This window comes from Saccharothrix hoggarensis, assembly GCF_052936025.1.
Map to the genome: position 1 here is coordinate 6,972,389 of NZ_CP193624.1, position 19,164 is coordinate 6,991,552.

General features: G+C 72.5%; 17 protein-coding genes. 9 read left to right on the top strand and 8 right to left on the bottom strand.

Annotation, left to right across the window (positions count from 1 at the left end; genetic code table 11):
- Nucleotides 1-33: 33 nt before the first annotated feature.
- From ACRAKH_RS31605 to ACRAKH_RS31615, 3 genes are all read left to right on the top strand, one after another.
- A complete protein-coding gene (locus ACRAKH_RS31605) occupies nt 34-957 on the top strand; it encodes a DMT family transporter (RefSeq protein ID WP_380730084.1) in 924 nt (307 codons plus the stop codon).
- 182 nt (nt 958-1,139) lie between these two features.
- Complete coding sequence (locus ACRAKH_RS31610) at nt 1,140-1,550, top strand: SsgA family sporulation/cell division regulator (RefSeq protein ID WP_380730082.1); 411 nt, start codon at nt 1,140-1,142, stop codon at nt 1,548-1,550.
- Nucleotides 1,551-1,573: 23 nt separating this feature from the next.
- Nucleotides 1,574-2,983: a serine/threonine-protein kinase gene (locus ACRAKH_RS31615; RefSeq protein ID WP_447009479.1), complete on the top strand. Its 1,410-nt coding sequence runs from the start codon at nt 1,574-1,576 to the stop codon at nt 2,981-2,983.
- Between the two features lie 10 nt (nt 2,984-2,993).
- On the opposite strand, the gene ACRAKH_RS31620 is transcribed toward ACRAKH_RS31615, so the two are convergent.
- Both ACRAKH_RS31620 and ACRAKH_RS31625 read right to left on the bottom strand, forming a co-directional pair.
- On the bottom strand, nt 2,994-3,644 hold the full coding sequence (locus tag ACRAKH_RS31620; RefSeq protein WP_380725558.1) for a response regulator: 651 nt from the start codon (nt 3,642-3,644) through the stop codon (nt 2,994-2,996).
- On the bottom strand, nt 3,641-4,876 hold the full coding sequence (locus tag ACRAKH_RS31625; protein WP_380725559.1) for an ATP-binding protein: 1,236 nt from the start codon (nt 4,874-4,876) through the stop codon (nt 3,641-3,643). Before ACRAKH_RS31625 ends, ACRAKH_RS31620 begins: the two co-directional genes overlap by 4 nt.
- Before the next feature lie 110 nt (nt 4,877-4,986).
- Between ACRAKH_RS31625 and ACRAKH_RS31630 the strand changes: the two genes are divergently transcribed.
- Together ACRAKH_RS31630 and ACRAKH_RS31635 are read left to right on the top strand one after the other, a co-directional pair.
- The gene (locus tag ACRAKH_RS31630) at nt 4,987-6,198 is read left to right on the top strand and encodes a PspC domain-containing protein (protein ID WP_447009480.1); all 1,212 of its coding nucleotides are present in this window, start codon (nt 4,987-4,989) and stop codon (nt 6,196-6,198) included.
- A complete protein-coding gene (locus ACRAKH_RS31635; protein ID WP_380725563.1) occupies nt 6,191-6,394 on the top strand; it encodes a hypothetical protein in 204 nt (67 codons plus the stop codon). The genes ACRAKH_RS31630 and ACRAKH_RS31635 overlap by 8 nt, the downstream gene beginning before the upstream one ends.
- A gap of 106 nt (nt 6,395-6,500) precedes the next feature.
- Here the strand turns inward: ACRAKH_RS31635 and guaA are convergent, their stop codons facing one another.
- Nucleotides 6,501-8,060, bottom strand: coding sequence for a glutamine-hydrolyzing GMP synthase (gene guaA, locus ACRAKH_RS31640; RefSeq protein ID WP_380725565.1), 1,560 nt, complete (start codon nt 8,058-8,060; stop codon nt 6,501-6,503).
- A gap of 51 nt (nt 8,061-8,111) precedes the next feature.
- Between guaA and ACRAKH_RS31645 the strand changes: the two genes are divergently transcribed.
- The 3 genes from ACRAKH_RS31645 to ACRAKH_RS31655 all read left to right on the top strand — a co-directional run bounded on the left by ACRAKH_RS31645 (nt 8,112) and on the right by ACRAKH_RS31655 (nt 11,427).
- Nucleotides 8,112-8,822, top strand: a complete 711-nt coding sequence (locus tag ACRAKH_RS31645) for a phosphotransferase enzyme family protein (RefSeq protein ID WP_380725567.1) — start codon at nt 8,112-8,114, stop codon at nt 8,820-8,822.
- Nucleotides 8,823-8,856: 34 nt separating this feature from the next.
- Nucleotides 8,857-10,302 (top strand): aldehyde dehydrogenase family protein, encoded by a 1,446-nt coding sequence (locus ACRAKH_RS31650; protein WP_380725569.1) that lies wholly within the window; start codon nt 8,857-8,859, stop codon nt 10,300-10,302.
- Between the two features lie 300 nt (nt 10,303-10,602).
- A complete protein-coding gene (locus tag ACRAKH_RS31655; RefSeq protein ID WP_380725571.1) occupies nt 10,603-11,427 on the top strand; it encodes a GAF domain-containing protein in 825 nt (274 codons plus the stop codon).
- Nucleotides 11,428-11,689: 262 nt separating this feature from the next.
- Here the strand turns inward: ACRAKH_RS31655 and ACRAKH_RS31660 are convergent, their stop codons facing one another.
- The 5 genes from ACRAKH_RS31660 to guaB all read right to left on the bottom strand — a co-directional run bounded on the left by ACRAKH_RS31660 (nt 11,690) and on the right by guaB (nt 18,602).
- The gene (locus ACRAKH_RS31660; protein ID WP_380725573.1) at nt 11,690-12,991 is read right to left on the bottom strand and encodes an FAD-dependent monooxygenase; all 1,302 of its coding nucleotides are present in this window, start codon (nt 12,989-12,991) and stop codon (nt 11,690-11,692) included.
- A complete protein-coding gene (locus ACRAKH_RS31665; RefSeq protein ID WP_447009481.1) occupies nt 12,988-13,947 on the bottom strand; it encodes an MBL fold metallo-hydrolase in 960 nt (319 codons plus the stop codon). Before ACRAKH_RS31665 ends, ACRAKH_RS31660 begins: the two co-directional genes overlap by 4 nt.
- Nucleotides 13,948-13,972: 25 nt before the next feature.
- Nucleotides 13,973-15,691, bottom strand: a complete 1,719-nt coding sequence (locus tag ACRAKH_RS31670; RefSeq protein ID WP_380725577.1) for an FAD-dependent oxidoreductase — start codon at nt 15,689-15,691, stop codon at nt 13,973-13,975.
- 208 nt (nt 15,692-15,899) lie between these two features.
- Nucleotides 15,900-17,033, bottom strand: coding sequence for a GuaB3 family IMP dehydrogenase-related protein (locus tag ACRAKH_RS31675; protein WP_380725579.1), 1,134 nt, complete (start codon nt 17,031-17,033; stop codon nt 15,900-15,902).
- 54 nt (nt 17,034-17,087) lie between these two features.
- Nucleotides 17,088-18,602, bottom strand: coding sequence for an IMP dehydrogenase (guaB, locus tag ACRAKH_RS31680; RefSeq protein WP_380725581.1), 1,515 nt, complete (start codon nt 18,600-18,602; stop codon nt 17,088-17,090).
- Between the two features lie 126 nt (nt 18,603-18,728).
- Between guaB and ACRAKH_RS31685 the strand changes: the two genes are divergently transcribed.
- On the top strand, nt 18,729-19,118 hold the full coding sequence (locus ACRAKH_RS31685) for a DUF5319 domain-containing protein (protein ID WP_380725583.1): 390 nt from the start codon (nt 18,729-18,731) through the stop codon (nt 19,116-19,118).
- Nucleotides 19,119-19,164 lie beyond the last annotated feature (46 nt).

Here is a 19,164-nt window from a genome sequence, read left to right on the forward strand (position 1 = left end):
TCACTTGTGCTGATGCTTCGCATCGCGCAAGGTATGCCCGTGAACAAGCCTGGCACGCTGATCAGGATGGGTGTCCTGGCCCTGCTCTGGGGTTCCAGCTTCCTGTGGATCAAGATCGCCCTGACCGGCCTCTCGCCGATCCAGATCACGCTCGTCCGCACCGTCCTGGGCGCGACGGTGCTGGTCGTGCTCGTGTACGGGAACAAGCAGCGGCTGCCCCGCGACCGGACGTCCTGGCTGCACCTCGGCTTCGCCGCGCTGTTCGGCAGCGCCGTGCCGTTCGCGCTGTTCGCCCTGGGCGAGGAAACCGTGGACTCCGGTGTCGCCGGTGTGCTCAACGCCACCACGCCGCTGTGGGCGCTGGGCATCGGCCTCGCCCTGGGCACCGAGCGGCAGCGCAACCCGGCCCGGTTCGTCGGCCTCGGCCTCGGCTTCGCCGGCGTGCTGCTCATCTTCGCGCCGTGGCAGAAGGCGGGTTTGGCCGGCTGGGGCGCGCTCGCGTGCCTGGCCGCCGCCGCCTCGTACGCCGTGAGCTACGCCTACATCGGCCGCAAGGTGTCCGGCCGCGGCCTCACGCCCATGCAGATCTCGTCCACGCAGCTCGTCGCCGCGGCCGGCATGACGGCTCTGGTGGTGCCCGTGGCGGGGTTGCAGCCGGTGCACCTGTCCTGGCAGCCGCTCGTGGCGGTGGCGATCCTCGGCGTGTTCGGCACCGGCGTGGCATTCGTCCTCAACTACCGCGTCATCGAGGACGAGGGCCCCACCAACGCCACGATGGTCGGCTACCTGCTGCCGGTGGTCTCGGTGCTGCTCGGCGCGCTGTTCCTCGACGAGGCGCTCAACGTCCGCGTCGTGGTCGGCATGGTCGTGGTGCTCGTCGGCGTCGCGCTGACCCGGATGCAGCCCGCGACGGCGATCGTGCCGCTGCCGGAGAAGCCCGTGACTACGCTCAAGTGACCTGCGCTAACCGCCTGTTACTCGCCGGTACGGCCAGTTGAGACAGCTGTCCTGGGCAAATGGGTGGTCTTGAGACGCAGGTCTCCCCCGATCGCGTGGTGTTCACGCGAACCACGTCCCGAATCGCCTTCTCGGACGTCTCCTCAATGCAAGGGACGACTCCGGAAGGGAACCCTCAGGACATGAGCAACGAGAGCATCACCATCGCGACGACGTTCCACCTCCTCGTCCCGGGCGTGGCTCCGGCGCCGGTGGGGGCCGAACTCCACTACGAGCCGGAGGACCCGTACGCCGTGGCCGTGCTGTTCCACACCGGCCAGGGCAAGGTCGAGTGGATCTTCGCCCGCGACCTGCTCGCGGACGGCCTGCTCACCGCGTCGGGCGAGGGCGACATCCTCGTCCGGCCTGCCGCCGACGACCCGGAGCGGGTCCTGGTGGAGCTGAACGCCCCGACGGGCTTCGCGATCCTCTCCGCCGACGCGGAGGACATCGCCGAGTTCCTGGACCTCACCTACGACGTGGTCCAGCCCGGCGAGGAGGACCTGTGGATCGACTTCGACCGCGAACTGGCCAAGTTGGTCTCGACCAACTGACCTCATCGCCTAACCTCCAGGCTGTGACGCGGTCCGGGGGGACGGTAGGCGGTAGGTACGCGCTGGTCGAGCCGATCGGCAGCGGCGGCATGGGTGTGGTCTGGCGGGCGCGGGACGAGTTGCTCGACCGCGAGGTGGCGGTGAAGGAGTTCCGCCGGCCGGACGTGACCTCCGAGGAGGCCCGGGTGGCCGGGGCACGGGCGATGCGCGAGGCGCGCAACGCCGCCCGGCTCCAGCACCCCGACGCCGTCACGATCTTCGACGTGGTGCTCGAGGACGACCGGCCCTGGCTGGTCATGGAGTACGTGCCCGCGCCCAGCCTCGCCGCGGTGCTGGCGGCGCGCGGTGGCCTGAGCCCGGCCGAGACGGCCCGGATCGGCGGCCGGCTGGCCGGAGCGCTGGCCGCGGCCCACGCGGCGGGCATCGTGCACCGGGACGTGAAGCCGTCCAACGTCCTCATCGGCGAGGACGGCACGGTCAAGCTCACCGACTTCGGCATCTCCCGCGCCGCGGGCGACGGCACGCTCACCGGCAGCGGCATGATCACCGGCACCCCCGCGTACCTCGCGCCCGAGGTGGCGCGCGGCGAGCAGCCGGACGCGGCGTCCGACGTGTTCTCGCTGGGCGCGACGCTGTACGCGGCCACCGAGGGCCAGTCGCCCTACGGCCTCAGCGACAACAGCTTCGGACTGCTCTACCGGGCCGCGCTGGGCAAGGTCGAGCCCGCGACCCGCGCCGGACCGCTCACCGACGTGCTGACCAGGATGCTCGCCACCGCCCCGGAGGCCCGCCCGGCCGCCGCGGAGGCCGCCGAACTGCTCACCGAGGAGTCGTCGGGGCGCCGTGAGGCGGTCAAGCCGCCCGTGCCGCGCGAACGACGCCGCAAGGCGGCCCAGGCCCCCGCAGGCGGCCCCGGGAGCCCTCGGGAGGTCGACGCGCCGGGGGAACCCTCCGAGGCCGCCACGCCGCCCGTGGACGGCCAGGCGCCCGTGCGGCGCACGCGACGCCGTTGGCTGGTGCTCGCCGTCGCGGCGGCGCTGGCGCTGCTGCTCGCGGGCGGCGCGGCCGCCGCCTACCTCGTGTCCCAGAGGGACTCCTCCGCCGCGCCGCCGGCGCCCGGGCCCACGGCGAGCGATGCGACGGAGCTGGTGCGCCGCCACTACGAGGCGCTGCCGGAGGACCCCGCGACGGCGTACCAGAACCTGGCGCTGTCCTACCGGCCCACGTTCGAGCAGTACACCCGGACGTGGGGCGCGTACGACCAGGTCGGCGCGGACGGGATCGCGGTGTCGTCGCAGGACGGCAGCCGGTTCGTCGTCCACGTCCGGGTGACGTTCGTGCGGGCGGGCGTCGAGACGGCCGGGCGGTACGAACTGGTCGTCGAGCCCGTCGAGGGCAGGCTGCTCATCGTCCGGTCCGCGGAACTCGGCTGACGCCGGAGCCTCAGACCAGCCGGCGGTCGGACGCCCAGCGCGACAGCTCGTACCGGTTCGACAGCTGCGTCTTGCGCAGCACGCTCGACACGTGCGTCTCGACCGTCTTCACCGAGATGAACAGCTCCGACGCGATCTCCTTGTACGCGTAGCCGCGCGCCAGCAGCCGCAGCACGTCCCGCTCGCGCGGCGTGAGGAGGTCCAGCTCCGGGTCGCTGATCGGGGCCGCGCCGGGCCGGTCGGCGAACGCGTCCAGCACGAACCCGGCGAGCCGCGGGCTGAACACCGCGTCGCCCTCCGAGACCCGCACGACCGCGCGCACCAGCTCCTGGCTGGAGATGGTCTTCGTGACGTACCCGCGGGCGCCCGCGCGGATGACCGCGATGACGTCCTCGGCCGCGTCGGACACCGACAGGGCGAGGAACACCACGTCCGTCGACGACTTGCGGACCTGCCGCAGCACCTCCGCGCCGCCGCCGTCGGGCATGTGCACGTCGAGCAGCACGACGTCCGGGCGGTGGTGCCCGATGCCCGCGACCGCCTCGCCCACCGAGCCCGCCTCGCCGACCACCTCGACCTCGTCGGTGATCGACTCCAGCTCGGCCCGGACCCCGGCGCGGAACAACGCGTGGTCGTCCACCAGGAACACCCGAACGGTCATGTCCTGGCCCCCGTCTCTCGCTTGTCTGCGGTCTTCCTCGGCATCATCAGCTGCACCTCCGTGCCCTCACCCAGCCGGGTGCGGATCCGGGCTTCGCCGCCGTGCCGCTCCATCCTCCCCCCAATGGAGTCGGCGAGGCCATGCCGGTCCTCCGACACCGTCTTCGGGTCGAACCCCTTGCCGCGGTCGCGGACGAACACGGTGACCCGTTCGGGCTCTACCTCGCCGTACACGCTGATCTCGCCGACGCCCGCGTGCTTGGCCGCGTTGACCATCGCCTCGCGCGCCGCCTGCACCAGCGCGTACAGGTTCGGGTCCAGCGCGCAGTCGCCGACCACGACCTGCTGCACGGCGAGCGCGAAGCTGTCCTCCACCTCGCCGGCGGCCTTGGCGATGGCCGCGGACATCGTCGTCGGCTGGCTGTTCTCCTCGACCACCCGCCCGTACAGCCACTCCCGCAGCTGCCGCTCCTGGCCGCGGGCGAGCCGCTTCACCTCGCGCGGCTGCTCGGCCTGCTTCTGGATCAGCGCCAACGTCTGGAGCACGGAGTCGTGCAGGTGGGCGGCGATCTCGGCGCGCTCCTCGGTGCGGATGCGGACCCGGCGCTCCTCGCCGAGGTCGTTGATCAGCTTGATCCACAGCGGCACGGTGAGCACCGCCACCCCGCCGAGCGTGGCCACGACGGCGAGCAGCGCGAACCGCAGCTGGTCGATGCCGTAGCTGTTGACCAGCAGCACGCCGATGCCGATGGCGACCAGCGCGACACCCGCCAGGACGCGGACGATCGTGCTGCGGCCCGTGCCGAGGAAGCCGGACTTCGCGCCGTCCCGCCACTTCCGGCGCTGCGCCTCGTCCGCCTCGCGCCACACCACGGCCGCGCCGACCAGCGCCACCGCGAGCGGTCCGGCGATCCAGCCGCTCACCGGGCCGGAGAACAGGCCGGCCAGCACGGCGGCCGCGATGCCCAGCGCGACCAGGCCGAGCGCCTGCTGCCGCTCCCGCGGGTTCGGCGGCTCCTCCGGCTCGTCCGCCGCGCGTTGCGGCACGAACAACCACAGCAGGCCGTACGCGATCACGCCGACACCGTTGAGCGCGGTCAGCGCGGCGAACGCCGCCCGCACCCAGAACACCTCGATGCCGAGGTGGTCGGCGACACCGCCGGCCACGCCCGCGACCACCCGGCCCGTCCGCCTGCGGCGCACCGGCTCGACGGCCTTCGTCTCCACACTCACCCGACGATCGTCACACGCCCGTCGGGGGCGGTCATCAGGGTTCCACCCGATGCGCGGTTCAGGGTGCGCCCCCGATGTGCGGGCGGCCCGCGTTGAGCAAGCTGGTCACCGTGAGCGGGAACATCAGCGCGTCCGACGTCGAAGCGACGTTGAAGGACTTCTGGGCCAGCAGGCCCAGGCGGCCACACGACGGTCGCAAGATCGCCGGTGTCGCCGCCGGTATCGCCCGGCGGTACCAGATCGACCCGGTGATCGTCCGGGTCGCGTTCGTGGCGATGGCGCTGTGCAACGGCGCCGGGGTGCTCGTCTACCTCCTCGGCTGGCTGTGGCTGGCGCAGTCCGACGACGAGGTGTCGGCCGCCGAGGCGTTGCTCGGGCGCGGCCGCAGCTCGACGCCGACCGCGTTGACCGTGCTGCTGGGGCTCGCGGTGATCCCCGCGACCGGCTTCTTCGTCGACGGCGGCTTCACGATGGTCGGCGGCGTGCTGCTGTCCATCGGCGCGATCTACGTGCTGCACCGCGGGCGCGGGCAGCTCAACCGACCGGAGACGACGCCGGCTTTCGGCATGGGGGACGAGGTGTCGACGGAGGAGCAGGCGACGGCGCGGGTGACGCCGCCCGCGTGGGACCCGCTGGGCGCGGCGCCGTTCGCGTGGGACCTGCCGGAGCCCGGCGCGACCGCGGAGCCGGTGGTCGCGGAGCCGCGCCCGGTGCGGCGCAGGTCGCGGGTCGGCGCGGTGGCGTTCGGGTTGGCGCTCGTGGTGCTGGCGGGCTCGCTGGTGTCGGCGGAGCGCTGGGACTGGTTCACCGCGCCGCACGTCATCGGGCTGCTGGTGGCCGTGCTCGGCGCCGGGATGCTGTTCGGCGCGCTGCGCGGCGGCGGTGGGCGCGGGCTGATCTGGCTGGTGGTGCCGCTGTCGTTCGTCGGGGTGGCGATGACGTCGCTCGACCTCGAAGGCGTCGACTCGGACCAGGTGGGCGCGAGCCACGCCAAGCCGACGTCGGTCGAGCAGGTGCAGGACCGGTACTCGGCGAGCATCGGCGAGGTGGTGCTCGACCTGACCGGGCTGCCGAACCAGGGCAAGGTGACCACCGAGGTGGAGGTCGGGCTGGGCAACGCCGAGGTGACGGTGCCCGCCGACGCCGACGTGACGGTGACCTGCCGGACCGACCTGGGCGCGGTGCAGTGCCTCGGCCAGGAGTCGGAGGGCGAGAGCCGGCACGAGGAGGTCACCGACCACGGCGCCGACGGGCCGGGCGGGCTGGAGATCGTGCTCGACGTGCGGAGCGAAATCGGACAGGTGGTGGTGAGCCGTGGGTGACCGGGACTCGATCGAGAAGCGTGGCGTCGACGTGGTGGGGCTGGTGTTCGGGATCGCGGCGCTCGTCGCCGCCGCCTACATGCTGTCCGACGGCGCGACGTGGCCGGACTTCCTCGACCTGCGGTGGGCGTTGGCGGGCGGGGCCATGGTGATCGGCCTCGGGCTGCTGGCGGGGTCGGCGCGGCGGAGGCGCTGAGCCGGAGGGGTCACGGGGTGCGGGGCCAGGGGGTGCCGTCAAGGGTGTGGGGGAAAGCGGAAGGGCCCGTCCTGGGGAGGACGGGCCCTTCCGGCGTGCGTGGGGACTACTCCCACTCGATGGTGCCCGGCGGCTTGCTCGTCACGTCGAGGACCACCCGGTTGACCTCGTTGACCTCGTTGGTGATGCGGGTCGAGATGCGCTCCAGCACGTCGTACGGCAGGCGGGTCCAGTCGGCCGTCATGGCGTCCTCGCTGGACACGGGGCGCAGCACGACGGGGTGGCCGTAGGTGCGGCCGTCGCCCTGCACGCCGACGCTGCGCACGTCCGCCAGCAGCACCACGGGGCACTGCCAGATCGACCGGTCGAGACCGGCGGTGGTCAGCTCCTCGCGGGCGATGGCGTCGGCCTTGCGGAGGATGTCCAGGCGCTCCTGGGTGACCTCGCCGATGATCCGGATGCCGAGGCCGGGCCCGGGGAACGGCTGGCGCTGCACGATGGTCTCCGGCAGGCCCAGTTCCGTGCCGACCCGGCGGACCTCGTCCTTGAACAGCGCCCGCAGCGGCTCGACCAGCGTGAACTGCAGGTCGTCCGGCAGGCCGCCGACGTTGTGGTGGCTCTTGATGTTCGCGGTGCCCGCGCCGCCGCCCGACTCGACCACGTCGGGGTACAGCGTGCCCTGCACCAGGAACCGGTAGTCGCCCTCGGCCTTGAGGTCGCGCTCGGCCTGCTCGAAGACCCGGATGAACTCCCGGCCGATGATCTTGCGCTTCTGCTCCGGGTCGGTGACGCCGGCGAGCGCGTCCAGGAACCGCTCGCGGGCGTCCACGGTCACCAGGTTCACGCCCGTCGCGGCCACGTAGTCGCGTTCCACCTGCGCCCGCTCGCCCGCGCGCAACAGGCCGTGGTCGACGAAAACGCAGGTCAGGCGGTCACCGATGGCGCGCTGGACGAGGGCAGCGGCGACCGCCGAGTCGACGCCGCCGGACAGGCCGCAGATGGCCTTGCCGTCGCCGACCTGCTCGCGGATGCGGGCCACCTGCTCGTCCACGATGGACGACGTCGTCCACTGCGGCCGGATGCCCGCGATCTCGTGCAGGAACCGGCGCAGCACCTCCTGGCCGTGCGGCGAGTGCCCCACCTCGGGGTGGTACTGCACGCCCGCGAACCGGCGCCGGGTGTCCTCGAACGCGGCGACCGGCGCGCCCTCGCTGGTCGCGGTCACGGTGAAGCCCTCGGGGGCCTTCGTGACGCAGTCGCCGTGGCTCATCCACACCGGGTGGTTCGCGGGCAGCTCCTCGTGCAGGAGACCGCCGGCCTGCTGCACGCCCAGCTCGGTGCGGCCGTACTCGCGGGTGCCGGTGTGCTCGACCGTGCCGCCCAGGGCGCCCGCCATGGCCTGGAAGCCGTAGCAGATGCCGAACACCGGGACGTCCAGCTCGAACAGCTTCGGGTCGACCTGGGGCGCGCCGGGCTCGTACACGCTGGCGGGGCCGCCGGACAGGACGATCGCGGCCGGGTCGCGCTGCAGCAGCTCCGCCACGGGCGTGGTGTGCGGGACGACTTCCGAGTAGACCTGCGCCTCCCGGACTCGCCGGGCGATCAGCTGCGCGTACTGCGCGCCGAAGTCGACTACCAGCACAGGGCGGTTGCTGCTCTCGGCCACTGGGGAAAAACCTCTCGTCTGGCGGATCCGCGCAGGTGAAGGATGTCATGCGTGACGGAGGAAGCGCTCACCGGAGGCGGCATCAACGAGGTCGTGCGGGTCGGGTCGACGGTGCGCAGGCCCACCGGGCCGTGGACGCCGAACGTGCACCGGCTGCTGGAACACCTTGCGCCGCTTGGCATCTCGCCCGTCCCCCGCGGCGTGGACGACCGCGGTCGCGAAGTCCTGTCGTACCTGGAGGGTGAAGTGGGCCACCCGCCGCTGCCCGTCCCGCTGCGCTCGGACGAGACGTTGACGGCGGTGGCGCGGATGGCGCGGCGGCTGCACGACGCGTCGGCCGACCTGGCCGCCGTGGTGGACGGCTGGCAGTTCCCGGCGCTGTCACCCGTCGAGGTGATCTGCCACAACGACCTCGCGCCGTACAACATGGTGTTCCGCGACGGGCTGCCGGTCGGGGTGTTCGACTTCGACGGCGCGCGGCCCGGCCCGCGCTGGTGGGACGTCGCCTACACGGCCTACTGCCTGGTGCCGTTCTCGCCGGAGTTCGGCACGCCGGACGAGCAGTGGCGGCGGGCCGAGCTGTTCTGCGACGCCTACGGCATGTCACCCGAAGGGCTGGGACGGCACGTGCTCGCCCGGCTGGACGACATGGTCGCGATGATCCGGGAACGGCCGGAGTTCCGGCGGCAGCGGGAAGAGCGCCACGACGTCCACTACCTGGGCCACGCGGAGTACGTCCGCGCCCACTTCCAAGATCGATAGGTCCAACCACTCGCGCCGGGCCTACGGTGTGGCTATGGACGCGTTCACGCCCCAGCCACGGCCCTGCTGGATCGCCGGACACGCCGAACAGGGCGTGCAAGCCATCACCGTCCACCACCCGTTCGACGGCACCGAGGTCGCCTCGGTCGCCGTGCCGGGTCCGGAGCAGGTGGAACGAGCCGTCGCCGCCGCCGCGGCCGTCGCCAAGGAGTTCCGCCGCACACCGGCGCACGTGCGGGCGAAGGCGTTGCTCGACGTGTCGCGGGCGTTGGCCGACCGGGCCGAGGAGATCGCCGAGACGATCACCGCCGAGAACGGCAAGCCGCTGAAGTGGGCGAACATCGAGGTGCAGCGGGCCGTGAACACGTTCCGGTTCGCCGCCGAGGAGGCGCGCCGGTTCAGCGGCGACCTGCAACGGCTCGACACCGACGCGGGCGGCGAGGGCCGGCTGGCCGTGGTGCGGCGGGTGCCGCGCGGGCCGGTGCTCGCCGTGGCGCCGTTCAACTTCCCGCTGAACCTGGTGGCGCACAAGGTCGCGCCCGCGTTGGCGGTGGGCGCGCCGGTGATCGTGAAGCCCGCGTCCGCGACGCCGCTGTCGGCGCTGCTGCTCGGCGAGCTGCTGGCCGAGACCGACCTGCCGGAAGGCGCGTTCTCCGTGCTGCCGGTGCGCGGTGCGGACATGAAGGCGCTGGTGACGGACGAGCGGTTGCCGATCATCTCGTTCACCGGCTCCACGTCGGTCGGCTGGTCGCTGGCCGACGCGGCGCCGCGCAAGCACGTGCTGATGGAGCTGGGTTCCAACTCGGCCGCGATCGTGTGCCCGGACTGGCCGGACCTCGACCTCGCCGCGTCCCGGATCGCCACGTTCGGCAACTACCAGGCCGGTCAGTCGTGCATCGCGGTGCAGCGGGTGCTGGTGCACCGCGACGTCGCCGACGAGTTCGTGCCCAAGCTGGTGGCCGCCGTGCGGGCGCTGAAGACCGGCGACCCGCACGACCCGGAGGTCGAGGTCGGTCCGCTGATCGACGAGGACAACGCGAAGCGGGTCGAGGAGTGGGTGTCCGAGGCCGTCGCGGCGGGCGCGACGCTGCACGTCGGCGGCGGGCGTTCGGGGACGTCCGTGGAGCCGACCGTGGTGCAGGACGTGCCGCCGTCGGCCCGGGTGTGGCGCGAGGAGGTGTTCGGGCCGGTGCTGGCGGTCGCCGTGGTCGACTCGGTGGCCGAGGCGTTCGAGCAGGCCAACGCCACCGAGTACGGGTTGCAGGCCGGTGTGTTCACGCGGGACGTGACGGTGGCGTTCGAGGCGGCGGCCGAGCTGGAGGTCGGCGGCGTGATCATCGGGGACGTGCCGTCGTACCGGGCCGACCAGATGCCGTACGGCGGGGTGAAGGGCTCCGGCACCGGCCGCGAGGGCGTGCGGTCGGCGATGGAGGACTTCACCGAGGAACGCACGATGGTGCTGACCGGAATCAGTGTCTGATTGCGCCGCCTCCGGCGTCGCGGCTCGGTCGCCGGGAGGTCGGCACGTCGAGGGTGGTTTCCGGCGATCGAAGAGCGTGATCACCGGAAACCACGCTCGACCTACCGACGCGACCTCGCTGGTGCTGCGTCACGCGACCTCGGCTGGGTCGGTGCCGGCTTCACTGGTCGAGCGCTGACCGAACGCGTCGATCCGACGCTCCTACCCACTGCTGTCGATGGTCAAACGTGGCACGCGGCACGGTCACAAGGTTGCCTCCGGGGCCCGGACCTGCGGTGATCCTCGGTTACCGTTGCCGGCGTGCCCTCCCACACCGATCCAGAACGTCTGTCGGCGGTCCATCGCTACCACATCTTGGACGCGCCCGCCGACGGTAGCTTCGACAACGTCGCCCGTGTGGCCGCGCAGGTCTTCGGCACACCGATCGCGACCGTGACGATCGTGGACGTCGACCGCGTGTGGTTCGCGGCCTGCCACGGTCTGTCGGGCGTCACGCAGATCGGCGCCGAGCCCGGCCTGTGTGCCTCGGCCGTGTTGCAGGACGAGGCGTACGTGGTGAACGACGGTGCGGTCGACTCCCGCACCCTGGACCACCCGCTGGTGCGCGGCGAGCTGGGCCTGCGCTTCTACGCCGCCGCGCCGATCATCACCGGCGACGGGCACCGGCTGGGCACGGTCAACGTGATCGACCGCGAACCCCGCGAGGTCACCGAGGCCCAGATCGCGACGCTCACCGCGCTTGCCGGGATCGTCGCCGACCAGTTGGAGTTGCGCCTGGCCGCCATCCAGGCGGTGCGCGCCGAACGCGGCTTGGACGAGGCTTCCGGACCACACGCCACTGCGTCGGCGAAGCTGGCGGGCCAGCTGCGCCACCTCGCGGCCGACCACCTCGATGCCGAGCACCCCCGGACGTGCCAGCTCGGCTTGTCGAGCCCCTGCGACAACCCCGTCGAGGTCAAGGTCGCCGATCCGTGGGGCGACTCCGCATGGGCCTGCATCCGGCACGCCGAGGACCTCATCATCAACGAGCGGTCGACGTTCATCGCCGACCAGAAGCTCAACGGACTGGAGCGCTACCTGCGATCCGCGAAGCGCCGCACCGCCGGAACGGCGCGCACGCCGTGATGCGCTGACCTGTCGCACCGGCAGCCCGTGCCTGGTGGCGCGTCACCCAACCTCGGTCGGCCAACCGGACCGCTCAGGGGTCGACGTTCCGAGGTGCGGCCACCAGCAGCAGTAGGCCGTTGATCGGCAGTTCGCGGTGCACGAGGCGACGTTGGCGCTGGGCACGCTGCTGCGGCGCCACGACCTGGTCGGCTCTCCCGACTACCGACTACCGACTACCGACTACCGGCTGCGGAGATGCTGACGTTGAAGCCGGAGGGGTTCACGCGCGCCCCGCGTCGGCGGTGAAGCCCTTGGCCCGGCGGAGGGCCTGGTCGAGGTCGGCGGGCGGGATGGCGGCGACGTGACCGTCCGGGCGGATCAGCGCGCCGTCCTCGACGGTGAAGCCGGGGCCGTGGCGGTGGCTGTCCGGGCGGAGCGCGCCGTCGCCGTTGGTGGTCAGCGGCGAGTCCCGGTACGGGAAGGGCTCGAACAGCCGGCCGGAGTCGATCCGGTCGGTGGGGCCGTGCTCCAGCACGTGCCGGCGGTGGGCGCGCTCGGCGTCCGTGCGCGGCACCAGGAACCGCATGGTCTCGCCGGTGACGCGGAGGTTCTCGTCGGCCGCCGCGGCGCGCTCGTCGTGGTAGGACTCCAGCAGCCGCGGCCCCGCCTCGCCCGCCCGGTCGAGGGCGATCTTCCACGCCGCGTTGTCGGCGTCGCAGACGCCGGAGTTCAGCCCGCGCGCGCCGAACGGGCTCATCACGTGCGCCGCGTCGCCCGCGAGCAGCACCCGGCCCACCCGGAACCGGGCGGCGCGGCGCTGGTGGAAGCGGTACGTGGACTGCCACAGCACCTCGTGCGGGCGGTCGCCGGTGATGGCGCGGACGTGCTCGTCGGTGAGCTCGAAGCCCTCCGGGACCTGCCAGTCGACGCGGTGCACGCCGTCCGGCTGCGGGTGCACCAGGACCTGGCGGCCGGGGTGCCACGGCGGGTCGAAGTAGAAGCGGCGCTCCGGCTCGGGGTGGCCGAGGTCCACCCGGATGTCGGCGATGACGAACCGGTCGTCGAAGGAGTGCCCGTCGAACGGGACGTCCAGCAGGGCTCGGACGGTCGACCGCGCGCCGTCCGCGGCCACGCAGTGCGTCCCGGTGAACTCACCGTCCACTGTGGACACGGTGACGTCGCCGCCGCCCTGGCGGAGGCCGACGACCCGCCTGCCGTACCGCAGGTCGACCAGCGGCTCGCGCAGGGCCTTCGCCTCCAGGATGCGCTCGACGGTCGTCTGCGGGGTGTTCACGAACGGCGGGAAGCCCGCGCCGCGCGGCAGCTCGACGGTGAGCACCTCGCGGTCGCGGACGTAGGTCCGGCCGCGGTACCAGGTGACGCCCGCGTCCACCACGGCCCGGCCGACGCCGACGCGTTCGAGGACGTTCAGCACGTCCCGGTGCACGCAGATCGACCGGCTGCCCACGGCTCCGCGGCGCTCGGCGGCTTCGAGGACCGTCGTCGGCACGCCCGCGCGGGCCAGCAGCAGCGCGGCGGCGAGCCCCACCGGTCCCGCGCCGACCACCAGCACGGGCCTCACTGGAGCGCCGCCCACACCTCGCGGTCCCGCTCGGCGGTCCAGATGCGGGGCCAGTCCACGCCGTCGCACTCGTCCCAGTACCGCTGCACGTCGAACGGCAGGCAGTGCTCGAAGATCGGCCAGCGCCCGTAACGCGGCGCGAGCGCGGCGTGGGCGGCCTCGAACGCCTCCTTCACCGTGCCGCCGCCGACGTGCACCGTGCCGACCGTGCGGCGCAGCTCGTCGAGGAAGTGCCGGGACTGGGCGATCGCCGCGGCCACCTCGGCGCGGTCGCGGGCCGGCGCGCCGCGGCCACCGACGAGCTGCTCCGCGCCCAGCGCGGCGACGCGGTCGAGGGTCGACGTGGCCCACTCGTCGTGGAACGCGTCGCCCGTGTAGAGCGCCGCCTGGGACTCGACCAGGTCGCCGGCGAACAGGATGCGCTGGTGCGGCAGCCACGCCACGACGTCGCCCGCCGTGTGGCCGCGCCCGCAGAAGCGCAGCTCCACCTCGCCGCGGTCGCCGCCGAGCGGGATGGTGAGCCGGTCGGAGAACGTCAACGTCGGCCAGGTGAGGCCGGGGATGCCCTCGGGCTCCTCGAACAGGCGCGGCATGCGGCCGTACTCGCTGAGCCAGTCCGCCCGGCCGCGTTCCGCGATCAGCGCCCTGGTGTTCTCGTGGGCCACGACCTCGGCGGCGTCGAACGCGCTCGCGCCGAGCGTGCGCACCGCGTGGTAGTGGCTCAGCACCAGGTACCGGACGGGTTTGTCGGTGTGCTCGCGGAGGCGGTCGAGCCAGCGCCGGGCCGCCTTGGGCGTGGCGCGGGCTTCGACGCAGACGAGGAAGTCCTCGCCCTCGATCGCGCCGACGTTGGGGTCGCCCTCGGCGGTCAGGGTGTAGACGCCCTCGGCGAGCTGGACGAACTCCTCGTCCTTCGGCGCGAGGTCGGCGCTGGACGCGAACGGCTTCGTTGCCACACGACCCACCATAGGGCCGCCGACGTCAGGACGGCCCGACCTCCACGATCGGCAGCCGCAACGCCCCGGGAGCGTGCGCCGGGACGGCCGGGTTCCGGGGCGCGACCGGCGCCAACCGCCGGTACGGGGTGGACTGGTCGGGTCGGCGGTCCGGCTCGCCCTTGTTCGGCCAGAGCGAGAACGCCCGCTCGGCCTGCGCCGTGATGGTCAGCGACGGGTTCACGCCGAGGTTCGCCGAGATCGCCGCGCCGTCCACCACGGACAGGCCGGGGTAGCCGTAGACCCGGTGGTACGGGTCGATCACGCCGCGGTCCGGGTCCGCGCCGATCGGGCAGCCGCCGATGAAGTGCGCGGTGAGCGGGATGTTGAACAGCTCGCCCCACGTGCCGCCCGCGATGCCGTCGATGTGCTTCGCCGCCAGCAGGTTCGCCCGGTGCCCGGCCGGGATGAACGTCGGGTTCGGCTGCCCGTGGCCCTGCTTCGACGTCAGCTTGCGCCCGAACAGGCCCTTCTTGGTGAACGTGGTGATCGAGTTGTCGAGGCTCTGCATCACCAGCAGGATCACCGTCCGCTCGCTCCACCGGTGCACCGACAGCAGCCGCGCCAGCCGGATGGGGTGCCGCACCGCCTGGACGAGGAACTGCAGCAGCCGGGGCGTCGACTTCGCGCCGTCCGTGGCCAGGGTCTGCAACAGCCCCATGACGTTGCTGCCCTTGCCGTAGCGGACCGGCTCGATGTGGGTCTGCTCGTCCGGGTGGATGGACGACGTGATGGCCACGCCCTGGCTGAAGTTGCGCTCCTCGTCCACGGTGAAGCGCCCCGCGCCGATGATCGACTCGGAGTTCGTCCTGGTCAGCTCGCCGAGGCGGGGCGAGAGGCGGGGCAGCGCGCCCGATGTCCTCATCCGGTGCAGGAGTTGCTGGGTGCCCCACGTGCCGGCGGCGAGGACCACCTGGCCCGCGGTGATCGTGCGGCGGCCCTTGCGGAGCTTGCCGCCGGTCCGCCGGGTGCTCACGGCCCACGTGCCGTCCGGCGCCTGGCGCAGGTCCGTGACGGTGGTCAGCGGCAGCACCTCGGCGCCGTTGCGCTCGGCCAGGTAGAGGTAGTTCTTGACCAGGGTGTTCTTCGCGCCGACCCGGCAGCCGGACATGCACGCGCCGCACTCCGTGCACCCGGTCCGGCTCGGGCCCGCGCCGCCGAAGTACGGGTCCTCGGCGGGCTTGCCCGGCTCGCCGAAGAACACGCCGACCGGCGTCGGGTGGAACGTGTCGGCGACGCCCATCTCCTCGGCGACCTTCCGCATCACCACGTCCGACGGCGTCGTGGTCGGGTTCTCCACCACGCCCAGCATCCGGCTCGCCTGGTCGTAGAACGGGGCGAGCTCGGCCTCCCAGTCGGTGATGTCGGCCCACTGGCGGTCCTGGTAGAACGGCTTGAGCGGCCGGTACAGGGTGTTGGCGTACACCAGCGACCCGCCGCCGACTCCGGCCCCGGCCAGGATCATCACGCTGCGCAGGGCGTGGATGCGCTGGATGCCGTAGCAGCCCAGCGCGGGCGCCCACAGGTAGCGGCGCAGGTCCCAGGACGTCTTGGCGAACTCGTCGTCGGCGAACCTGCGGCCCGCCTCGACCACCGCGACCCGGTAGCCCTTCTCCGTGAGGCGGAGCGCGGCGACGCTGCCACCGAAGCCCGAACCCACGACCACGACGTCGTAGTCGGTGTTGTTACCGGCGAGTTCACCCATGCACAGCAGATTATGCGTAACTTCGGGTAACAGGCTAGTGGTGTGGTGGATTGCGGTGTTGGATGGCCGGCATTGGATTGCCGCTGCTTCGCAGACGGCGGGCGAGGCCGCCTGGAGGTCGGTGGTTCGTGGCCGGTCCTGCGGCGATCGAAGAGCGTGATCGCCCGAGGGCCGGCCACGAACCACCGACGCGACCTCGCCGGAGGGCTCAGCCGCGGATGGTCAGGCCGACCTTCTGGAACTCCTTGAGGTCCGAGTAGCCCGTCTTCGCCATCGCGCGGCGGAGGGAGCCGAACAGGTTCGTCACGCCGCGCGGGTCGACGGACGGCCCGAACAGCAGCGTCCGCAGGTCCACCACCTGGTCGACGCCCGTCGACACGTGGCTGCGCGGCACCGAGGGGTGCGCCGACGCGGCGGTCCAGTACAAGCCCTGGCCCGGCGCCTCGGACGCCGCCGCCAGCGGCTCGCCCAGCATCACGGCGTCCGCGCCGCAGGCGATCGACTTCGCGATGTCGCCGCTGGTCAGCACGCCGCCGTCGGCGATCACGTGCACGTACCGGCCACCGGTCTCGTCCAGGTAGTCCCGGCGCGCGGCGGCGGCGTCGGCGATGGCCGTGGCCATCGGCACGCCGATGCCGAGCACGGAGTCCGTCGTGGTCACGCCCGGCGTGTAGCCGTAGCCGACGATCACGCCCGCCGCGCCCGTGCGCATCAGGTGCATCGCGGTCCGGTAGTCGCCGACCCCGCCCGCGATCACCGGGATGTCGAGGTCCGCGATGAACGACTTCAGGTTCAGCGGCTCGCCGTCGCGCGACACGTGCTCCGCCGAGATGATCGTGCCCTGCACGACCAGGATCTCGACGCCCGCCGCGAGCAGGTCCGGGGTCAGCTCGGCGGCCCGCTGCGGGCTCACCCGCACGGCCACCGTCACGCCCGATTCGCGCACCTGCTTGATCGCCTCGGCGATCAGGTCCATCCGCACCGGCGCCGAGTGCAGCTCCTGGAGCACCCGCACCGGCGCGGCCGGGTCGTCGGTGTCCTCCACGGCCTGCACCAGCCGGAACAGGGCCTCCTCGACGTCGCCGTGCCGGGCCCACAGGCCCTCCGCGTTGAGGACGCCCAGCCCGCCCAGCTCGCCGACCGCGACCGCCGTCCCCGGCGACACGATCGCGTCGGTGGGGTGGGTGATCAGCGGGATCTCGAACCGGTAGGCGTCGATCTGCCACGCCGTGGAGACGTCCTTGGACGACCTCGTCCTCCGGGACGGGATGATCTCCAGGTCGTCCAGCTCGTAGGCCCGCCTCGCGGTCCGGCCCATGCCGATCTCGACCAGATCGCGCACCTTGTTCGTCCTTCCGTGGAGCTAGCGGAACCTGGGAACCCTAGCCCAACCGATTCAGCGGGTCGTGTAGTTCGGGGCTTCCACGGTCATCGTGATGTCGTGCGGGTGGCTCTCCTTGAGCCCCGCCGCCGTGATCCGGACCAGCTGCTTGCCGCGCAGCTGCTCGATCGTCTTCGACCCCGTGTAGCCCATCGCCATCCGGAGACCGCCGACCAGCTGGTACGCGACCTGCGACAACGGGCCGCGGAACGGCGTGCGGCCCTCGATGCCCTCGGGCACCAGCTTGTCCTCGGACAGCACGTCGTCCTGGAAGTAGCGGTCCCGCGAGAACGACTTGCTGTTGTCGCCGCGGCCCCGCAGCGCCGCCAGCGACCCCATGCCGCGGTAGGTCTTGAACTGCTTGCCGTTGACGAGGATGACCTCGCCCGGCGCCTCGGCGGTGCCCGCCAGGAGGCTGCCGAGCATGACCACGCTCGCGCCGGCCGCGATGGCCTTCGCGATGTCGCCCGAGTACTGGATGCCGCCGTCGCCGATCACCGGCACGCCGGCGGGCTCGCACGCCAGGTTCGCCTCGTAGATCGCGCTGATCTGCGGCACGCCGACGCCCGCGACCACGCGGGTGGTGCAGATCGAGCCGGGGCCGACGCCGACCTTCACGCCGTCCGCGCCCGCGTCCACGAGGGCCTGCGCGCCGGCGCGGGTGGCGACGTTGCCGCCGACCACGTCCACCGAGTCGCCCAGCTCCTTCTTCACCCGCGCGACCATCTCCAGCACGTTGCGCTGGTGGCCGTGCGCGGTGTCCACCATCACGACGTCCACGCCGGCCTCGGCCAGCGCCATCGCGCGGGCGAAGCTGTCCTCGCCGACGCCGATCGCGGCCGCGCACAGCAGCCGGCCGTCCGGGTCCTTGGACGCGTTCGGGTACTGCTCGGTCTTGACGAAGTCCTTCACCGTGATCAGGCCGCGGAGCTTGCCCTCGCCGTCGACGATCGGCAGCTTCTCCACCTTGTGCCGGCGCAGCAGGCCCAGCGCGGCCTCGGCCGACACGCCCACCTGGGCGGTGACCAGCGGACCCTTGGTCATCACCTCGCTGACCTTGCGCGAGTGGTCGACCTCGAAGCGCATGTCGCGGTTGGTGATGATGCCGACGAGCTTGCCGCTCGGGTCGGTCACCGGGACGCCCGAGATGCGGTAGCGCGCGCACAGCTCGTCGACGTGGCGGATCGTGTCGTCCGGGGTGCACGTCACCGGGTCCGTCACCATGCCCGCCTCGGACCGCTTGACGGTCTCCACCTGGCGGGCCTGGTCCTCGGTGGACAGGTTGCGGTGCAGCACGCCGATGCCACCGTGGCGCGCCATCGCGATGGCCATCCGGGCCTCGGTCACCGTGTCCATCGCGGCCGAGGCCAGCGGGATGCCCAGGGTGACGTTGCGGGACAGCCTGGTGCTCGTGTCCACCGCGCTCGGGATGATCTCCGACTCGGCGGGCAGCAGCAGTACGTCGTCGAAGGTCAGTCCCAGCATGGCGAACTTGCTCGGGACTCCGTCAGCGTTGAGCTCGCTGGTCATGGCGGCTGGCTTGCCTTCCGTCGTGCGGTGATCCCGCCGCCGTGGACGATGTTCCCCGCAGGCGGCGATGGGTCAGCCCATGGTATCTGGACGTGGTCGGGGGTCCGCCCGGTACCGTGCGGGGTCGTGCCGCACGACGCGTTGCCACCAGACCCGTTCGCGGGTGACCCGGAGGACCCGGCGCGGGCCCTCGGCGAACCCGACCACGAACACGACCACCCGCCGATGGACGACGCCGAGCGGGCGGAGTTGATCGGCGACCTCAGCGACCTCGCCGTGTACCAGGCGCTGCTGGAACCCCGTGGTGTCAGGGGGATCGTGGTGGACTGCGGCGAGTGCGAGGAGCCGCACTACCACGACTGGGCCCTGCTGCGGTCGAGCCTGGAGCAGCTGCTGTCCGACGGCCGGATGCGCCCGCACGAGCCCGCGTACGACCCGGACCCGGCGTCCTACGTGAGCTGGGAGTACTGCCGCGGTTACGCCGACGGCGTCACGGCCACCGAGAGCGCCCGCTGACGATGTGACGAAGCCCGCCCCCACGCGAGGGGCGGGCTTCGTCACA